Here is a 16451-nt window from a genome sequence, read left to right on the forward strand (position 1 = left end):
TGCCGATGCGGATCGCCCTCGTCATCAACGCCGCCTCCGGCAGCCTCGGGAATGGCGTCGATCCCGCGCAGCTCAGGCAGCGCCTCGCCGATGCCGGCTTCGAGGTCGTAGTGGAACCCAACGACACGGCCCCTCTGCCTCGTCGCCTGGAAGAAGCCGCGAACCGGCCGGGGATCGGGGCGGTGGTCGTCGCGGGAGGGGACGGTACCTTGTCCTGCGCGGCGGCGACCCTCGCAGGACGCGAATTGCCTCTCGGGATCTTGCCCTTGGGAACGATGAACCTTCTCGCCAGGGATCTCGGGCTCCCCCTCGACCTCGACGCCGCGCTGGCCACGCTCGCGACGGGCGTCAGGCGACGCATCGACATCGGCGATCTGGGACAACCGGGCGACGGTGCATCGAGCCGTGGACGATTACGACGACGAACCCCGCGTGGTGCGCCGGGTGACGATCCAGGGTGTCGCTCCGGTCAGCACCGACGGGCGCCGCAGCCGGGCCCGCGAGACTCAGGCGGGCAAGGCTGCTTGAGGCCTGCCTTGGCGCGAGGGCTTCGCGAAGACACCATCGCGCGGCCCGCACAGGGCGGGCCTCTCCGCCCTGTGCGGGCCGCGCGATCCTCGGGGTGGCGGAACACATTTCTCCACGGCCCACCGATCAGGGCTTCACATCCGGCCTGGGGTCCGGGACGAAACCGTCACGGTTCGGCATGCGCGTGGCCGCGAGCGATTGCGCATCGAACACGGCGTCCTCGGGCGCGAGCCCGTTCAGGTGGAGAACGTAGCCTGAAACGGCATAGACATCGTCGTCACTGAGCGATTGCGGGGCGTTCATCGGCATCGCCCGGCGGATATAGTCGAACAGCGTCGGCGCGTAGGGCCAAAAGCTCCCGACCGTCTTGACCGGCTTCTCAGAGGCGAGCGTGCCCTGTCCCCCGGCCAAGCGCTCACCCGTTCCGCCCTCCCCCCGGTTGCCGTGACAGGAGACGCATTGGGCCTCGAAGACCTCGCGGCCGTGGGCGACGCTGCCGCTTCCGGGCGGGAGTTTCCGCCCGTCACGGTCGATGTCGATGTTCCAGGCCGCGATCTCAGCCTCGGTCGCCGGGCGGCCGATTCCGAAACGCTCCGCGCCCCTCGCCGCGCCGCCGATGCCGAGCGCAAGGAGGGCACCTGCAAGGACCCGGACGTTACGCGTAGCCATTGGCGACCTCACCGTCCGCGGCGATGCGCCAGGGCACCACCGCGTTGTTGTGATAGAAGGACTTGAGGCCTCGGGCCGCCGTCAGGTCTTCGAAGCTCGGCTGGACGTAGCCGGTCTCGTCGATGGCCCGGCTCGCGATGGTCGTCGGCTGGCCGTCCCAGGTCCAGGGCAAGCGGAAGCGGGTCAGCGCCCGGTTCAGGACCGGCTCCTGCAACGCCGCCTCCCGCCAGCTCTTGCCCCCGTCCGTCGTGACCCGCACCGCGCGGATGCGACCGCGCCCGGTCCAGGCGATGCCGGTGATCTCGTGGAAGCCGGGGCCGATCCGCTGGGTCCCGGAGGGCCGGGTGATGATCGATTTCGCCTCCATCACGAAGGTGAATTGCCGGGCCGTGCCGTCCGGCATCAGGTCAGTGTACTTGGCGGTCTCCTCGCGGGAATAGGCCGGCTCCGCGCTCACGTTGAGACGGCGCAGCCACTTCACGCTCATGTTGCCTTCGAAGCCGGGGAGGAACACGCGCAGCGGGTAGCCCTGCTGCGGGCGCAGCCGCTCGCCATTCTGGCTGTAGACCAGCAGCGCGTCGTCGAGGCATTTTTCGATCGGGATGCTACGGGTCATCGCAGCGGCGTCGGCGCCTTCCGCGACGACCCATTTCGCCTCCGGTTTCAGCCCAGCCTCCCGCAGCACCGTCGCGAGGCGAACGCCTGTCCACTCGGCGCAGCTGACGAGCCCGACGAGATCGGAGGCCGTCTTTCCCTTGATCGCTTCGAAGCCCGGATTGCCCGAGCATTCGAGGAAGTGGATGTGCGACTCCGAAGGGAAGCGCCGGATATCCTCCATGGTCAGCACGAGGGGCCGCTCCACCAGCCCATGGATCATGAGCCGGTGCCGGGCCGGGTCGATGTCCGGGATGCCACCGTGATGGCGTTCGTAGAACAGGCCGTTCGGCGTGAGGATGCCGTCGAGCTCCTGGAGCGGCGTGCGGGTGGAGGCCGAAATGGACTGCTTGAGGCCCTTCGGGACGTTGCGGATGATCCCGGCCTCGAAGCGCGAGGGCGTGCCGTAAGGCTGGCTGCCCGTGTCGGCGCCCGGCACCTTCATCCAGTCCGGGATACCGGGCGGGGTCGTCTCCTCAGCGCGGGCGGTACCCGCCACCGCGCCCACTGCCGCCGCCGCACCCTGGACGAGGAAGCGCCGCCGGGCGGGGATCGTCGTGTCGTTGTCGCTCATGGCCTCGTCTCACGCCGATCCGACGCGATACTGACGGGGTGGCGCCTCGCCGGAGATCGCGAAGGTACCGACGCTGCGGTCCCGGTAGATGCGCGGGTTGTGTGAGGCGATGGTGCGGGCGTTGCGCCAGTACCGGTCGAGCCCGGCGCCCACCTTCACCGCCGAGGCACCGAGCGCGTCGAACAGGCTCGTGGTCGCGGAGAGGATCAGGTCGGTGACCACACTCACCGCTTGGTTGACCTCGACATCGGCGAGCGTCGCATGCCGCTCCGCCTCCGGCGATCCGGCCTGGTGCGCATCGTGGACCCTCTGCACCGCCTCGGCGGCCTTGAGCACTACGGCGCCCGCCGCGTAGGCGTTGGCCCGCACCCGCCCGACGACGGCCTGGATCTGCGGATCGTCGGCAGTGCGGCCGGCATTGCCGTGGCTGTAGACGCGGGTGCGCTCGGCCACGAGACGCGCCACGTCGTCCGCCGCCGCCCGGCCGATGCCAGCGAGCGTCGCGAGGTGCACCAGCTGGAAGAACGCCATGGCGTAGGGGAAGCGGGCCGGGTCCGGCTTGATGAGCGCGGGGTCGAGGTCCACGCCCTCGAAGGATGCGGTGCCGCTGGCGGTGAGCGCCTGCCCGAACCCGTCCCAATCGTCGACGATGGTGACGCCCGGCGCGCGCACCGGCACGGCGGCCGTCACCGGCCCACCCGCCTCATCCTCCGCCGAGAGGTGGATGTAGTCCGCGAACAGTGAGCCGGTCGTGTAGAACTTTCGCCCGTCGACCACGAACCCGCCGTCCCGTCGCCGCACGACCGTGTCGAAGGCGCCGACCTTGGCGGGCCCGGTCTCCGAGACGCCGCTGCCGATCGTTTCGCCCGCACCGATCCGTTTGATCCAGGCTGCGCGCCATTCGGGCGAGGTGGAACAGAGCGCATCCTCCGTGAAGCCGAAATGCGCCCGCAGCGCATTGGTCACGTTCGAATCCGCAGCCGACAAGCTCGATCAGCAGGGCGAAGAGTTCCGGCAGGCTGGCACCGTGGCCGCCCGCCTCGGGCGAGAGCCGTAGGGTGGTGAAATTCGCCTCCCGCAGCCAGCCGATCTCGGCATGTGGCAGGCGGCGCTCCCGGTCTCGCTCGACAGCGGTGGCGCGGATCTCGGCGAAGACCGGGCGAAATCGGTTCGCCAGGGTCTCGTAGCGCCCGCTCGGCCCCGCACCCCAGCCCAAATCCGTCTGCGACATGGCTTAGACTTTCCGATCTTTCGACATCGCCCCGGGGGCCTTTGTCGGAGGAATCGGCGAGCCGGCCCCTGATCTCAAGACGGATTCACGGTCAGATTTCGTCTTTGGGATCGACGCATCGTGAGCAGCCCGACAAGAAGATTTTCGTTTTACTACGGCACGCTCTGCTGAAAGACCGTTCCCCCGACGCATTTGTGCAAATTCAATGCGCATTGAGTCGTGCTAATGCGGATAGAAAAGTGAGGTGTCTTTCATAATGTTCCTTTCGGAGCACAGAATCCTCCGTTCGTGCCACGAATCGAAAACTCGTTTCATTGATCCGGCGCACCTTGCTGGCCTTCAATACGGCGCGCGCCGGTCGTGATGCTCCGGCGCCCTGCCCCTGTGTTCATTTCACGATTCGCGAGTGCCCGATGACCGACGACATGATGGGCCGGTTCGGCCCCTCCCGCCGCACGCTCCTGCGCGGCGGCCTCGGTGGTGCGGCTGTTCTTGCGCTCGGCGCTCCGCCCGTCATCGCGGCGCCCCGCGAGGTGAAGATCAGCATGCAGCGGTCGTCGGTTCTGTTCACCGTGCTTAAGGTGAAGGGCACGCTGGCCGAGCGCCTCGCCCCGCTGGGCTTCACCCCGACCTGGCACCTGTTCACCAGCGTCATTGAGCCGATGAATGCCGGCGCGGTCGACATCCATGCCGACGTGGCCGATGCCGTGCCGATCTTCACCCAATCGGCGAAGGCTCCCCTCACCTTCTATGCCCGCGAGCGGGGCGCGCCCTCGGCCGAGGCGATCATCGTGCCGGCCGACTCCCCCATCCGCACCGTCGCCGACCTCAAGGGCAAGACGGTCGGCGTCTCACGCGGCTCGGGCAGTCATTACGTGCTGGCCGCCGCGCTCAAGCGCGCCGGCCTGACCTTGGCGGATATCAAGCCCGCCTATCTCCAGGCGCCGGAGGGGGCCGTGGCCTTCGATCAGGGCGCCCTCGACGCGTGGTCGATTTGGGATCCGTTCCTGGCTTTCGCCGAGGCCAAGCGCCCGGTGAGGGTCATCGCGGACGGCACGGGGCTGACGAGCTACCACCGCTACTACCTCGTCAACGACAGCTTCGTGGCCGCGCAGCCCGAGGTGGTGGCGATCGTCTACCGATCCCTCGTCGAGGCGGGCGCCTGGATGAAGGCGAACCCGGAGGAGGCCGTGGCCCTGTTGGCCCCGATCTGGGGAGACCTGCCGCCGGCCGTCGTGGCCGCCGCCAATAGCCGTCGGACCTACGCGGTGGAGCCAGTGGAGCGGGCGCAGCTCGGCGAGCAGCAGGCCATCGCCGACGTGTTCCACGAGGCGAAGCTCATCCCCCGCCGGATCGACGCGACCGACGTGCCGATCTTCGCGATCCCGACGGGCCGGGGCTGAGGCCGTGACGAGCCCTCCCCGCTTCGGCATCTGGGCCGCCGTCCACGGCTCCCGTGCCTCGCACCACGATCCCGACGAGCCGGACGACGCCAGTTGGGGGCGCAACCGCGCCCTCGTGCTGGAGGCCGAAGCCCTTGGCTTCGATTCGGTTCTGGTCGCCCAGCACACGATGAATCCCTACGATCCGGGGCGTGACCAGCTGGAAGCCTGGACCGGCGCGGCCGCGCTCGCGGCGCTGACGAAGCGGATCGAGATCATCGCGGCGATCAAGCCGGGGCTCTACCACCCCGTGGTGCTCGCCAAGATGGCCCTCCAGATCGAGCATATCAGCCGCGGGCGCTTTGCCCTGAACCTCGTGAATGCCTGGAACAAGGCTGAGTTCGAGCGCGCCGGCCTGCCCTTCCCTGCCCACGACGACCGATACGCCTATGGCCGCGAGTGGATCGGCCTCGTGGACCGGCTGATGCGCGGCGAGCGCGTGACCTTCGAGGGCGACCACTTTCGCATCGAGGATTACCAGCTCCGGCCCGCCGGCACGTTCCGGTCACGGCCGACGATCTATCTCGGCGGCGAATCCGAGCCCGCCCGGGCGCTCGCCGCCGACCACGCCGATGTCTGGTTCATCAACGGACAGCCGCTGGAGGATGTCGCCGCGCTGATCACCGACGTCGCCCGGCGCCCGGCCGCCAACGGGCCCCTACGCTACGGCCTCTCGGCCTTCGTGATCGCGCGGGACACCGACGTGGAGGCGAAGGAAGAGCACGCCCGGCTCCTCGCCCTCGCCCAGCGCGACGCGGATCTTCGCGCCGACACCCGCGCCCGCACGGACGCAGCGAGCGTAATGTTTGCGAAGACCGACGCGGCGGCCTCCCGTCATGTCGGGACCAATGGCGGCACGGCGGCCGGGCTCGTGGGCAGCTACGAGACTGTCGCGGAACGGATCCGCGCCTTCCATGCCGCCGGCATCGAGCTGTTCATGCTGCAGTTCCAGCCCTTCGAGGCGGAGATGCGCCGCTTCGCCGAGCAGGTCATTCCCCGCATCCGCTGACCCCGAGGGCTTCGATGAGCGGCCGCCAATTGCACCTCAACGTCAACCTGCTGCATTCGGGCGTCTACCCGTCGGCCTGGCGGCTGCCGGAGAGCCGGCCCGACGCCTTCATCGACATCGACCATTTCGTGCGCGTCGCCCGCATTGCCGAGCGCGGCAAGCTCGACGCGATCTTCCTCGCCGACACGCCGGCCATCAACGACCGGATCGACTACCGTCCGTTCAACGCCCTCGAACCCACTGTCGTGCTGGCGGCGGTCGCGGCCGCGACGAGCCATGTCGGCCTGGTGGCGACCGCCTCGACGACCTACAACGAGCCCTACAATCTCGCCCGGCGCTTCGCGAGCCTCGACCTCGTGAGCCGGGGCCGGGCCGGCTGGAACGTGGTGACGACGGCAGATGCCGCCGCCGGCCGCAATTTCGGCTTCGCGGGCGCCTCCGAACACGGGGCCCGCTACGCCCGGGCGCGGGAATTCACCGACCTCGTCCACGCCCTGTGGGACAGCTGGGAGGACGACGCCTTCGTCGGCGATAAGTCGAGCGGCCGGTTCGTCGACACGGCCAAGGTCCACGCGATCGACCATCGCGGCGCGCACTACACCGTCGCGGGGCCGCTGACCGTGCCGCGAAGCCCGCAGGGACGCCCCGTCACCTTTCAGGCGGGCGGCTCAGAGGATGGACGCGAACTCGCCGCCGCCACCGCCGACGCGGTGTTCTCCCTGGCCCAGACCATCGAGGACGGCGCGGCCTATGCCCGGGACTTGCGGACGCGGGCGGTGCGCTACGGGCGCCCCCCGGACGCGCTGGTGATCCTGCCGGGCCTCGCCACGGTGATCGGCTCCACCGAGGCCGAGGCGCAGCGGCGCCAGGACGAACTCTGGGATCTCGTGCCGGTGGAGTACAGCCTCGCCCGGCTCGCCGGCACGCTGCGGATCGACCCGGCCCGGCTCGATCTCGACAAGCCCCTGCCCGACCCGCTGCCCCTCCCGCCGGACGCCAACCACACGATGTTCCTTGGAACCGTGGCCCTTGCGCGGAGGGACAAGCTGACCGTGCGTCGGCTCCTGCGGGCGCTCGGCGGCGGCGTCGGCCACCGCATCGTCGTCGGAACGCCGGAGGCCATCGCCGACGACATCGAGGCGTGGTTCCGGGCCGGCGCGGCGGACGGCTTCAATCTGATGCCGGATGTTCTGCCGGACGGGCTGGAGACCTTCGTCGACGCGGTCGTGCCGATCCTCCAGCGCAGGGGACTGTTCCGGCAGGACTATGCCGGGGCGACCCTGCGGGACCATCTCGGGCTGGCCCGCCCCGCGAACCGCTACGCCGCGACCGGGCGCTCGCTCTCGGCTTGAGCGGAGCGCCTGCGACCGACCGGCTATCAAAGGCTTCGCCGCCAAGAGTGGCGGCCCGACAGTCAGGGCGATCATCAGCCCGCCTCCGAGGGCTGGACGATCCGTGTCCATTCGGACCGATTCCGTGCCGCCCTGGCCCGGAACAACCCTTGCCAAACTGGGTTTGATCGATAATTATCGAGTTATAACAACGATTTAGCGAAGATCATGCTCTCTTTCGGGCACGGTTCGAACGAAACCTTCCCCTCCGACCAGGATGGGGCAGAAGGGCATTTCCAGAGCCCGTCGCGAGGGTCACGGCTCGGACATCGCGCGGGTTTCATCCGGGACGCAAAGGAGGACGCCATGGCGGCATCGGCGATCAGGCGAGGGGATGAAGTCGTGTTCGAGCGCCTCGACCTCGCGGAAGCCCTCGGGATCTGGCGGCACGCCAGGGGCCGGATCGTCGGCATCCACGGCCAGGGCGGGCATCCGGCCACGGTGGATGTCGCCTTCGAAGGTCACGAGGTGCTCGAACGCTACCTGCCGGACCTGTTCCGGCGGGTGCACTGATCGCCGCAATGACCGCCGCCCTCGCCGCGCTCCAGCCGCCCCTCCGGGCGATCAGCCGCAGCACCGCCGAGACCGAGGTCTGGGCGGAGTTACGCGCCGAGGCGGAGGCCGCCCTGATCGAGGAGCCGCTCTACGCGGGCATCATCCAGGCGACGATCCTCGACCAGCGCAGCCTCGCCCAGGCGCTGGCCTACCGCCTCGCCCACCGGCTCGGCGACGGCGACCTCGCGCGCCTGTCGATGCGCGACCTGTGCCTCTCGGCCTTCGAGGCAGATCCGGAGGCCGGTGCTCATGCGGTGCGCGACCTCGTCGCCATCCGCGAGCGCGACCCGACCTGCCGACGCTACCTGGACCCGTTCCTGTTCTACAAGGGCTTCGCCGCCCTCGAAGCCTACCGGGTCGGGCACTGGCTCTGGCATCAGGGCCGGGCGACGCTGGCGCTGCATGTCCAGAGCCGCATCTCCGAGGTTTTCGGCTGCGATATCCATCCCGCTGCGCGGATCGGCTCCGGCGTGTTCATCGACCACGCCACGGGGGTAGTGATTGGCGAAACAACGGTGGTCGCCGACGACGTGTCGATCCTCCAATCGGTGACGCTGGGCGGCAACGGCAAGGAGAGTGGCGACCGGCATCCCAAGATCGCCCGCGGCGTGCTGCTCAGCGTCGGGGCCAAGGTGCTCGGCAATGTCCGCGTCGGCGAGGGGGCTAAGATCGGCGCCGCCGCCGTTGTGTTGAGCGACGTGCCCGCCCACACCACCGTCGCGGGCGTCCCAGCTCGCGTCGTCTCGCGCTTGCGGCCCGACGAGGAGCCCGCGCAGAGCATGGACCAGTCCTTCGGCTTCGGGGACGGGATCTGACTTGCAGACTGAAAAATCCTTCTCGTAAAACGATGTCGTCGTGGTTCTGCCCTCAAAGGGCGTCTTTGGAGAATGAATTTCCTCAAAGACCGCCGATGCCGTAGAATTCGTTTTGATATGAGCCAGCAAAACGGACCGAACTTCCAAATTATCTCTAGATATAGAAGATCATTTTGTTGACCGCGGGCAGCGCCCCGGCATAGTCAAGCATCGCTGGCAAGGCTCAAAAGCGAGTCTGGCCATTCAGTGATGAGCGAATGTAGCTCCGCTTACAACTCTATGATCCACCGGATCGTTCGCGGCCATAAAGGGCCGCTCGATCCTTCGAACATTTGCGACCGGCCCGCTTTTACTGCGGAACTGCCCGCTTCCACGCGGGCCGAAACGGCGCGCCTGCATACCTCCTGGAGACGAACGACGATGAGCGGACCGGGTTTGAGCGTCAGCGCCACGGCGGCACGCAACCTAGCGACGGCGACCGTCACCTCGGTCCAGAACGCGGCGAATACCCCGCGGTGGCTTCTTCGCCTCCTGCCCTTCGTCGATGTGGCAGGCGGCGTCTACCGGGTGAACCGCCGCGCCGTGGTGCTCGCCAAGGGTGGGCGGATCGACCTCGCCACCGAGGATCAGGGCCGCACCATCCGTTCCGGATCGCTCCGCTCCGTGCCGCTGTTCAGCCGCCTGGGCGATGCCGAACTCGCAAGCCTCGCGGGCAAGTTCAAGGAAAGCCAACATGCGGCCGGTGACGTCATCCGCGAGGAGGGCGCCGCCGACCGCAGCCTCGTCGTGGTCGCCGACGGCACCGTCGAACTGACCCTGTCCGGCCCCTACAAGGGCCGCCTGCGCCAGGGGCTCGCCACCAAGGGCGACTATTTCGGCGACGGCGATCTCCTCGACGAGGGCGCGCCGGTTCCGGCGGTGAAGGCGCTCTCGGCCGTCACGCTGCTGACCCTCGACCGCTCGGCGCTGGACGACGAGAGCATCCGCTCGCGGATCGGCCAGTATCGCGAGGAGCGCGACCGGCTGAAGGGCCACACCAATTCCTACGGCGAGCAGGGCATAGAGCCCTGGCCGTCCATACCGGCGAGCCGCGCCTGCCGACGACCTTCGTCGATTACGAAATCGATCCGCGCGAGTACCACCTCTCGACCATCCAGACGATCCTCAACACCCATACCCGCGTCACCGATCTCTATTCGAACGAGATCGACCAGCTGCGCGAGCAGATCCGCCTCACCGTGGATGCGGTGAAGGAGCGGGAGGAGTGGGAGCTCCTGAACAACTCGGCCTTCGGCCTGCTCAACGAGGTGACGGGCCGCCAGCGCATCCCGACCCGGGGCGGCCCGCCCACCCCGGACGACCTCGACGAATTGCTGACGCTGGTTTGGAAGAAGCCCGCCTTCTTCGTGGCCCATCCCCGCGCCATCGCCGCCTTCGGCCGCGAGGCGACCCGCCGGGGCGTGCCGCCGGTGGTGGTGCATCTGTTCGGCGCCCCGTTCATCACATGGCGCGGCGTGCCGCTGGTGCCGAGCGACAAGCTGCCGATCGACATCGACCAGGTGACGGGCGCCCAGACAACGTCGATCCTCCTGCTGCGCGTCGGCGAGGGCGAGCAGGGCGTCGTCGGCCTGCAGAAGTCGGGTGTGACCGGCGAGATCGAGCCCGGCCTGTCGGTGCGCTACATGGGCACCAACGACCATTCCATCGCCTCGCACCTCGTGACCCGCTACTTCTCGGCCGCCGTGCTGGTCGAGGACGCGATCGCCCGTCTCGATAACGTGCTGCTCGGCAACTACCATGACTATGCGTGAGGTGCCGGTGTCGGGTTTCCCCACGGGGACGACGGGCGAGCTCGCCCATGCGGATCTCGTCGGGCGCCTCGCCCGCGAGATCTATGGCCAAGGTCAGGCGGCGAGCCAGCCCTTCGCCCCGATGCTGCCGGCGAGCCCCCAGGCGCCGCAGGCCCTCGACGGCCTGCCGCAGGGCTTCGGTGGCACCCCGCTGCCGAGCGGCTCGGTGGAGACGCCCTCGGCTCCGGCCGGAGGGCTGCCCGCCGGGTTTCAGCCCGACGTTTCGGCGTTCGGCGCCCGCTCCTTCGGGGCGCCGCCGCTCGGGGTGCCGGGCCTGAGCGGCCCGACCGTGCCGAACCTCGCCCCTGCGAGCCCGGCTTTCGCCGAGGTCGGCGCGGTCCCGCCGGTCCACCCGGCGAGCCCCCGGCCGGTCCTGCCGGACTTCTCGTTCCCGAGCATCCCCTCGCTCGCGGCGGCCCTCCCCGGCGGGCCCGAGCTGCACCGGCAGATTGCGGCGGATCACCCCCGCGCCAACGCCTTCGCCCACGCGCTGGCCCCGCATCTCGTCCCGGCCGACCCGTCGCAAGGGGGGTGGACGAGGCGCAGGAGAGTTTTCGAAGGACCGGCCGCCTGCCGCGGGCGCCCGAGCCAGCGGGGCTGAATCTCTCCGACTACTATTTCCTGAACCTCGGCCCCGGCCCGGTCCGGAAGGCCCCGGCGAGCCCCCGCGTCGAGCCGACCGGCTCATCCGGTCCCGCACCACGCGTGCTGTCGCACGGGTCGAGCCCGGTGGCGGCGCCCTTCGACGTGGAACGCGTCCGCCGGGACTTCCCGGCGCTGCACCAGAGCATCAACGGCCACCCGCTCGTCTGGCTCGACAATGCCGCCACGACCCACAAACCACAATCGGTCATCGACGCCACCAGCGAGTTCTACGCCCGGCACAACTCGAACATCCACCGGGCCGCTCATACGCTCGCAGCACGCTCGACAGACCTGTTCGAGGGCGGGCGCGAGGCCGTGCGCCGCTTCCTTAACGCGCCGACCAAGGACGACATCGTCTTCCTGCGGGGCACGACGGAGGCGATCAACCTCGTGGCCGCCTCCTATGGCGGGGCGAATATCGGGCCGGGCGACGAGATCATCCTCTCGACCATCGAACACCATGCCAACATCGTGCCCTGGCAATTGCTGGCGCAGCGCACGGGGGCGACGATCCGTGTCATCCCGGTGAACGATCGGGGCGAGATCATCTTCGAGCAATACGCCGCCCTGCTCTCGGGGCGGACGAAGATCGTTTCGGTGACGCATGTCGCCAACGCCCTCGGCACGGTGAACCCGATCCGGGAGATCATCGCGCTGGCCCATGCCTACGGCGTGCCGGTGCTCGTCGATGCGGCGCAATCCTCGCCGCACATTCCCCTCGACGTGCAGGCGCTCGACGCCGACTTCCTCGTCTTCTCCGGTCACAAGGTGTTCGGGCCGACGGGGATCGGCGCCCTCTACGGCAAGAGCGCCCTCCTCGAGGCGATGCCGCCCTGGCAGGGCGGCGGCCACATGATCGAGGACGTGACCTTCGCGAAGACGGTCTACAAGGGCGCGCCGGAGAAGTTCGAGGCGGGCACCCCCGACATCGCGGGTGCCGTCGGGCTCGGAGCGGCCATCGACTACCTGGAGAGCATCGGCCTACCGGCCATCGCGGCCTACGAGCACGACCTGCTGGAGTATGCACAGGCCGGTCTCGCCGAGGTGAAGGGCCTGCGCCTGATCGGCACCGCCCGGGAGAAGGCGAGCGTCATGTCCTTCACCGTCGAGGGCCAGGAGAACGAGGCGGTGGCCCACCATCTCGACGCCCACGGCATTGCCGTGCGCTCGGGCCACCACTGCGCCCTCCCCGCGCTCCGCCGCTTCGGCGTGGACCAATCGGTGCGGGCCTCTCTCGCTTTCTACAACACCCGCGAGGATGTGGACGTGTTCCTGCGGGCGCTGCACACCCTGCCGCGGCCTTGAACGTTCCGCGCCGGCTGAACGGGTCGGCGCGGAACGAGTCCGGAAACTAACGAGCCCGAACGAATGGCTTTCGCTCGACCTGATAGATTTTCGCTTCGTCCGCTTTGGCAGTAAGCGATCTCATCAGCAGATTGGCCGCTTCCGGCCAGTAGCGGCCAATACCGAAAGCCCGGGTATTTGTCTCACTGGGGTCCGAAGCGAAAAGCCCGTTCGGGGTGGTTTTCTGACGGTCTGGTAACGGCAGCTGACGCCACAAAACCGGACGTGTGTCCTGATCGTACTCTTCAGTCATTGGCCGGCGCAGCAGGCTTGGCAGCGTGCCAAGCCGAAAAACCCGGAGATACGGCTGGTCTATATTCGCAAATGATTAACTATAATATTGGGGCGTATTTTGCGCGCCCCGCGCCCTGCCCAAGTGATTAGACCCGGAACTTCGGCCAATATCTGGGGTTTGCGCATTGGTCAGGTAGCTTTGTTGCCGATTTTGCGAATGTTAGTTCAAATTTGAGCTTACAAATGCCCTGGAACAATCGCTCGATCCGCGTACTCGTCGGCCTGCTTCTGCTTAGCGCCGCGATCCTTGCCATCCTTCCAAGCTTTACGGGATACACGAGCCTCGACGGCACGGTGAATGCCCGCTTCGCCCTCGTCTCGGCGCCCATCGAAGGCGTCGTCTCCGATACGCCACCGAAGGTTGGCACGGCACTGACCCAGGATACTTCGGTCTTTTTCATCAACAACGACCGCATTGCGCGGACCGCCGAGGCGCAGTTGGATGCCGACCTGAACGCTTCCAAGGAAAAACTGCGTGCGTTGGAAAGGCAGGCGAAGGATCTCGCCGCGCTGAAGACCGACCTCGTCGACCGCCTCAAGGAGTATCAGCAGGCAAGCATAACGAGCATCCAACAGGAAATCGTCATCCGTCAGCAGCGCATCGCAACGGCGCAGGCGAACAAGGCCTCGGCCGAGGCAGACCTCGCTAGAAAGCAGACACTGGGTGCGACCGGCGTGGTCGCGGGCAGCTCGGTCGAGCAGGCGCGTGCCGCCTCCGTCGGCGCCGGCAGCGAGCAGACCATCGCGAAAGCCGAACTCGAGCGACTCCAACGCCAACTGGATGCGCTCAAGCGTGGCACCTTCGTTGGCGAAGGTCGCAACGACGTGCCCTACTCGCAGCAGCGCACCGACGAGGTCGCGATCCAGCTCGCCAATGTCGAGGCGCAGATCCGCATCGAGCAGGCGCGCGCCCAGCAGCTGAGTCTCCAGCTTTCTATGGAACGCTCACGCAACGACCGGCTCTCCTTTGCCGCAATACAGGTCCCGTTCGAAGGGGTGATCTGGCGCAACAACGTCGTGGCAGGTTCGAACGTGCTCGTCGGCAACGAGTTGCTCCGCCTACTCGACTGCCGCGACCTGTTCGTGGACATCCTCGTGGACGAGGTGAACTACGATCAGATCAAGCCGGGCGAGAGGGCGGACGTGCGCCTCCTAGGCACGTCCCAGGTGATCGGAGGGGAGGTCCGGTCCGTGCGCGGATCGGCGGCAGCCGTCGAGGAGCCGGTGCTCGCGGCGATCCCGCCGCAGAGCCGCGGCAAGAATGCGCGCATCCGGGTCGCGCTCGAACAAAGCGATATGCAGACGGACTACGCCAACTTTTGTCAGGTCGGCCGCACAGTTCAAGTTCGGTTCGCGCGGGCCCCATCCTGGCAGATTGCCCTCGATCCCGTGGTGAATTGGGTCAAGGGCCTGTGGTTCAGCATCTCGTGACGCTGCAGAACCTCACAACACTTGGGCCGACGCTCTTCGTCGCCGCCTTCTTCTTCGTGTTCACCCTGAACTTGCCCCGGGACCGTACATGGACGCGTGCGGTCACCTGCAGCTTCGTGCTGCTGGTCGCCCTGCGCTACCTCTGCTGGCGCCTCTTCGACACCGTCCTACCCTACCCGGCGGACGGGAGTTTCGGCTTCTTCTGGACGTGGTTCGTGTTCTGCGTCGAACTCGGAGCTTTCGCCGACATCTTGCTCTTCCTCGTGGCAATGAGCCGCTACGTCGATCGACATGCCGAGGCCGACCGCCTGGAGCGTGCGTTCTTCGCCCGCGCCCCGGAGGATCTGCCGCGTATCGACGTGTTCATCCCGACCTACAACGAGCCCTTGGACGTCCTGGAACGGACCATCGTCGGGGCGCTCGCGCTCGACTACCCAAAGGACAAGCTGACGGTCTACGTCCTCGACGACAAGCGCCGCGACTGGCTGCGCATATTCTGCGAGACCAAGGGCGCGATCCACGTCACGCGCTCCGACAACAGCCACGCCAAAGCGGGCAACATGAACAACGGCCTCACGGTCGCATCGGGTGATTTCGTCGCGATCTTCGATGCAGACTTCGTGCCCTATCGCAACTTCCTCCGGCGTACCGTGCCGTTCTTCCAAGACCCGACCATCGGCATCGTCCAGACGCCGCAACACTTCTTCAACAAGGACCCGGTGCAGTCGAACCTTGGTCTCGAGAAGGTCTGGCCCGACGAGCAGCGGCTGTTCTTCGACGAGATGGCCACTTCCCGTGACGCCTGGGATGTAAGTTTCTGCTGCGGCTCCTGCTCGATCGCCCGGCGCACGGCCATCGACGCCATCGGCGGCTTTCCGCACGACTCGATCACCGAGGATCTGCTCACTACGCTCGCCATGCTGAACCAGGGCTATAAGACCCGCTATCTCAACGAGCGGCTCTCGATGGGCTTGGCGGCCGAAAATCTGAAGGGCTATTTCGTGCAGCGCGGGCGCTGGTGCCGCGGCGGCATTCAGACGATCTACCTGCACAACGGACCGCTGCGCGGCCCCGGCCTCAACCTCTTCCAGCGGGTGATGTTCATCCCCCTGTCCTGGTTGGTGCAATACACGGTCCGCTTCGTCATTCTCGTCGTGCCGGCGGTCTACTTATGGACCGGGGCGGCCCCGCTCTACTTCACGGGCACGACCGACATCGTGCTCTACCAGCTGCCCGTCTTGGTGGGCTACTTCCTTCTGATGGCCTGGCTCACGCCGACGCGCTACCTGCCGCTGATCTCATCCGCGGTCGGCGCCTTCGCGACATTTCGCATGCTGCCCGTCGTGCTCTCCAGTCTGATCAAGCCGTTCGGTGTGCCCTTCAAGGTGACGCCGAAGGGGTCGGGCAACGAGGACTCGGAATTCGACGCTTACACGTTCTTTTCCATTGCGTTCTGGATCGCCGTCACGGCACTGGGGCTCATCGTCAACATCGTTCCCGAGTGGGCGCGTATTGGCGAGGGCGAGTTCTCGGTGGTCTCGGCCTATTGGGCTGTAGTCAACATCGTGGTCCTGATGATCGCCGCTCTGATCTGCTTCGAGCGGCCGCGCCCGTTGGTGGAATCCTTCTCCACGCATGAGCGCGCGCTCGTGCTGGGGGTGAGCGAACGGTATCGTGAGGCGCGCATCGTCAGCCTTTCGCTGGAGGGGGCATCGCGGAGTTCGCCGTGCCCCCAGACGTGCGTCAAGGCGAGTTTATGTGGGTCGAGATGGACGCGTTCCCGCATCTGCGCTGCAAGGTCGAAAGGGTCTCGCAGTCGGAGGCGGGCAAACCGGTCTGCGTGAAATTCAGCTTTACACTCGGCGGCGAATGCCGCGACCGCATGATCGTGAAGCTCTACACAGGCCGCTATAACCAGGACATCCACGAACTCGACAAATCCGCTATCGCAGGCGGTGTTTGGTCTCGGATGTTCGGCAGGCGCCCGCAAGCCGCTTAGCGTGTCTTGGTGCTGCAGGG

8 protein-coding genes and 6 pseudogenes are annotated in these 16451 nt (G+C 67.4%); 11 read left to right on the forward strand and 3 right to left on the reverse strand.

Going from position 1 to position 16451, the window contains the following annotated elements; genetic code table 11:
• Positions 1 to 5: 5 nt before the first annotated feature.
• A pseudogene (locus ACFQE0_RS23120) lies at positions 6 to 314 on the forward strand (diacylglycerol/lipid kinase family protein); the annotation flags it as partial.
• 55 nt (positions 315 to 369) lie between these two features.
• A pseudogene (locus tag ACFQE0_RS23125) lies at positions 370 to 528 on the forward strand (TauD/TfdA family dioxygenase); the annotation flags it as partial.
• Positions 529 to 654: 126 nt separating this feature from the next.
• On the opposite strand, the gene ACFQE0_RS23130 reads toward ACFQE0_RS23125, so the two are convergent.
• The 3 genes and pseudogenes from ACFQE0_RS23130 to ACFQE0_RS23140 all read right to left on the reverse strand — a co-directional run bounded on the left by ACFQE0_RS23130 (position 655) and on the right by ACFQE0_RS23140 (position 3656).
• Entirely contained in the window at positions 655 to 1197 is a 543-nt protein-coding gene (locus tag ACFQE0_RS23130) for a c-type cytochrome (protein WP_378973849.1), read from the reverse strand.
• On the reverse strand, positions 1184 to 2425 hold the full coding sequence (soxC, locus tag ACFQE0_RS23135; RefSeq protein WP_378973851.1) for a sulfite dehydrogenase: 1242 nt from the start codon (positions 2423 to 2425) through the stop codon (positions 1184 to 1186). Before soxC ends, ACFQE0_RS23130 begins: the two co-directional genes overlap by 14 nt.
• 9 nt (positions 2426 to 2434) lie before the next feature.
• Positions 2435 to 3656: pseudogene (locus ACFQE0_RS23140) on the reverse strand (acyl-CoA dehydrogenase family protein).
• Positions 3657 to 4084: 428 nt separating this feature from the next.
• Between ACFQE0_RS23140 and ACFQE0_RS23145 the strand changes: the two are divergent.
• The 9 genes and pseudogenes from ACFQE0_RS23145 (at position 4085) to ACFQE0_RS23185 (ending at position 16431) form a co-directional block, all read left to right on the forward strand.
• Complete coding sequence (locus ACFQE0_RS23145) at positions 4085 to 5059, forward strand: ABC transporter substrate-binding protein (protein WP_378975650.1); 975 nt, start codon at positions 4085 to 4087, stop codon at positions 5057 to 5059.
• A gap of 4 nt (positions 5060 to 5063) precedes the next feature.
• A complete protein-coding gene (locus tag ACFQE0_RS23150) occupies positions 5064 to 6107 on the forward strand; it encodes an LLM class flavin-dependent oxidoreductase (protein WP_378973853.1) in 1044 nt (347 codons plus the stop codon).
• A 14-nt stretch (positions 6108 to 6121) separates the two neighbouring features.
• Entirely contained in the window at positions 6122 to 7459 is a 1338-nt protein-coding gene (locus ACFQE0_RS23155; RefSeq protein ID WP_378973855.1) for an LLM class flavin-dependent oxidoreductase, read from the forward strand.
• Positions 7460 to 7804: 345 nt separating this feature from the next.
• The gene (locus ACFQE0_RS23160; protein ID WP_378973857.1) at positions 7805 to 8011 is read left to right on the forward strand and encodes a hypothetical protein; all 207 of its coding nucleotides are present in this window, start codon (positions 7805 to 7807) and stop codon (positions 8009 to 8011) included.
• An 8-nt stretch (positions 8012 to 8019) separates the two neighbouring features.
• The gene (gene cysE, locus ACFQE0_RS23165; protein WP_378973859.1) at positions 8020 to 8868 is read left to right on the forward strand and encodes a serine O-acetyltransferase; all 849 of its coding nucleotides are present in this window, start codon (positions 8020 to 8022) and stop codon (positions 8866 to 8868) included.
• 420 nt (positions 8869 to 9288) lie between these two features.
• Positions 9289 to 10679 (forward strand): annotated as a pseudogene (locus tag ACFQE0_RS23170) (family 2B encapsulin nanocompartment shell protein).
• Positions 10666 to 12668, forward strand: a pseudogene (locus ACFQE0_RS23175) (family 2A encapsulin nanocompartment cargo protein cysteine desulfurase). The pseudogenes ACFQE0_RS23170 and ACFQE0_RS23175 overlap by 14 nt, the downstream one beginning before the upstream one ends.
• 516 nt (positions 12669 to 13184) lie before the next feature.
• Entirely contained in the window at positions 13185 to 14432 is a 1248-nt protein-coding gene (locus ACFQE0_RS23180; protein ID WP_378973861.1) for an HlyD family secretion protein, read from the forward strand.
• A pseudogene (locus ACFQE0_RS23185) lies at positions 14414 to 16431 on the forward strand (glycosyltransferase family 2 protein). Before ACFQE0_RS23180 ends, ACFQE0_RS23185 begins: the two are co-directional and overlap by 19 nt.
• Positions 16432 to 16451: the final 20 nt, after the last annotated feature.

The sequence above is a fragment of the Methylobacterium komagatae genome, from assembly GCF_042661665.1.
Lineage (GTDB): Bacteria > Pseudomonadota > Alphaproteobacteria > Rhizobiales > Beijerinckiaceae > Methylobacterium > Methylobacterium komagatae.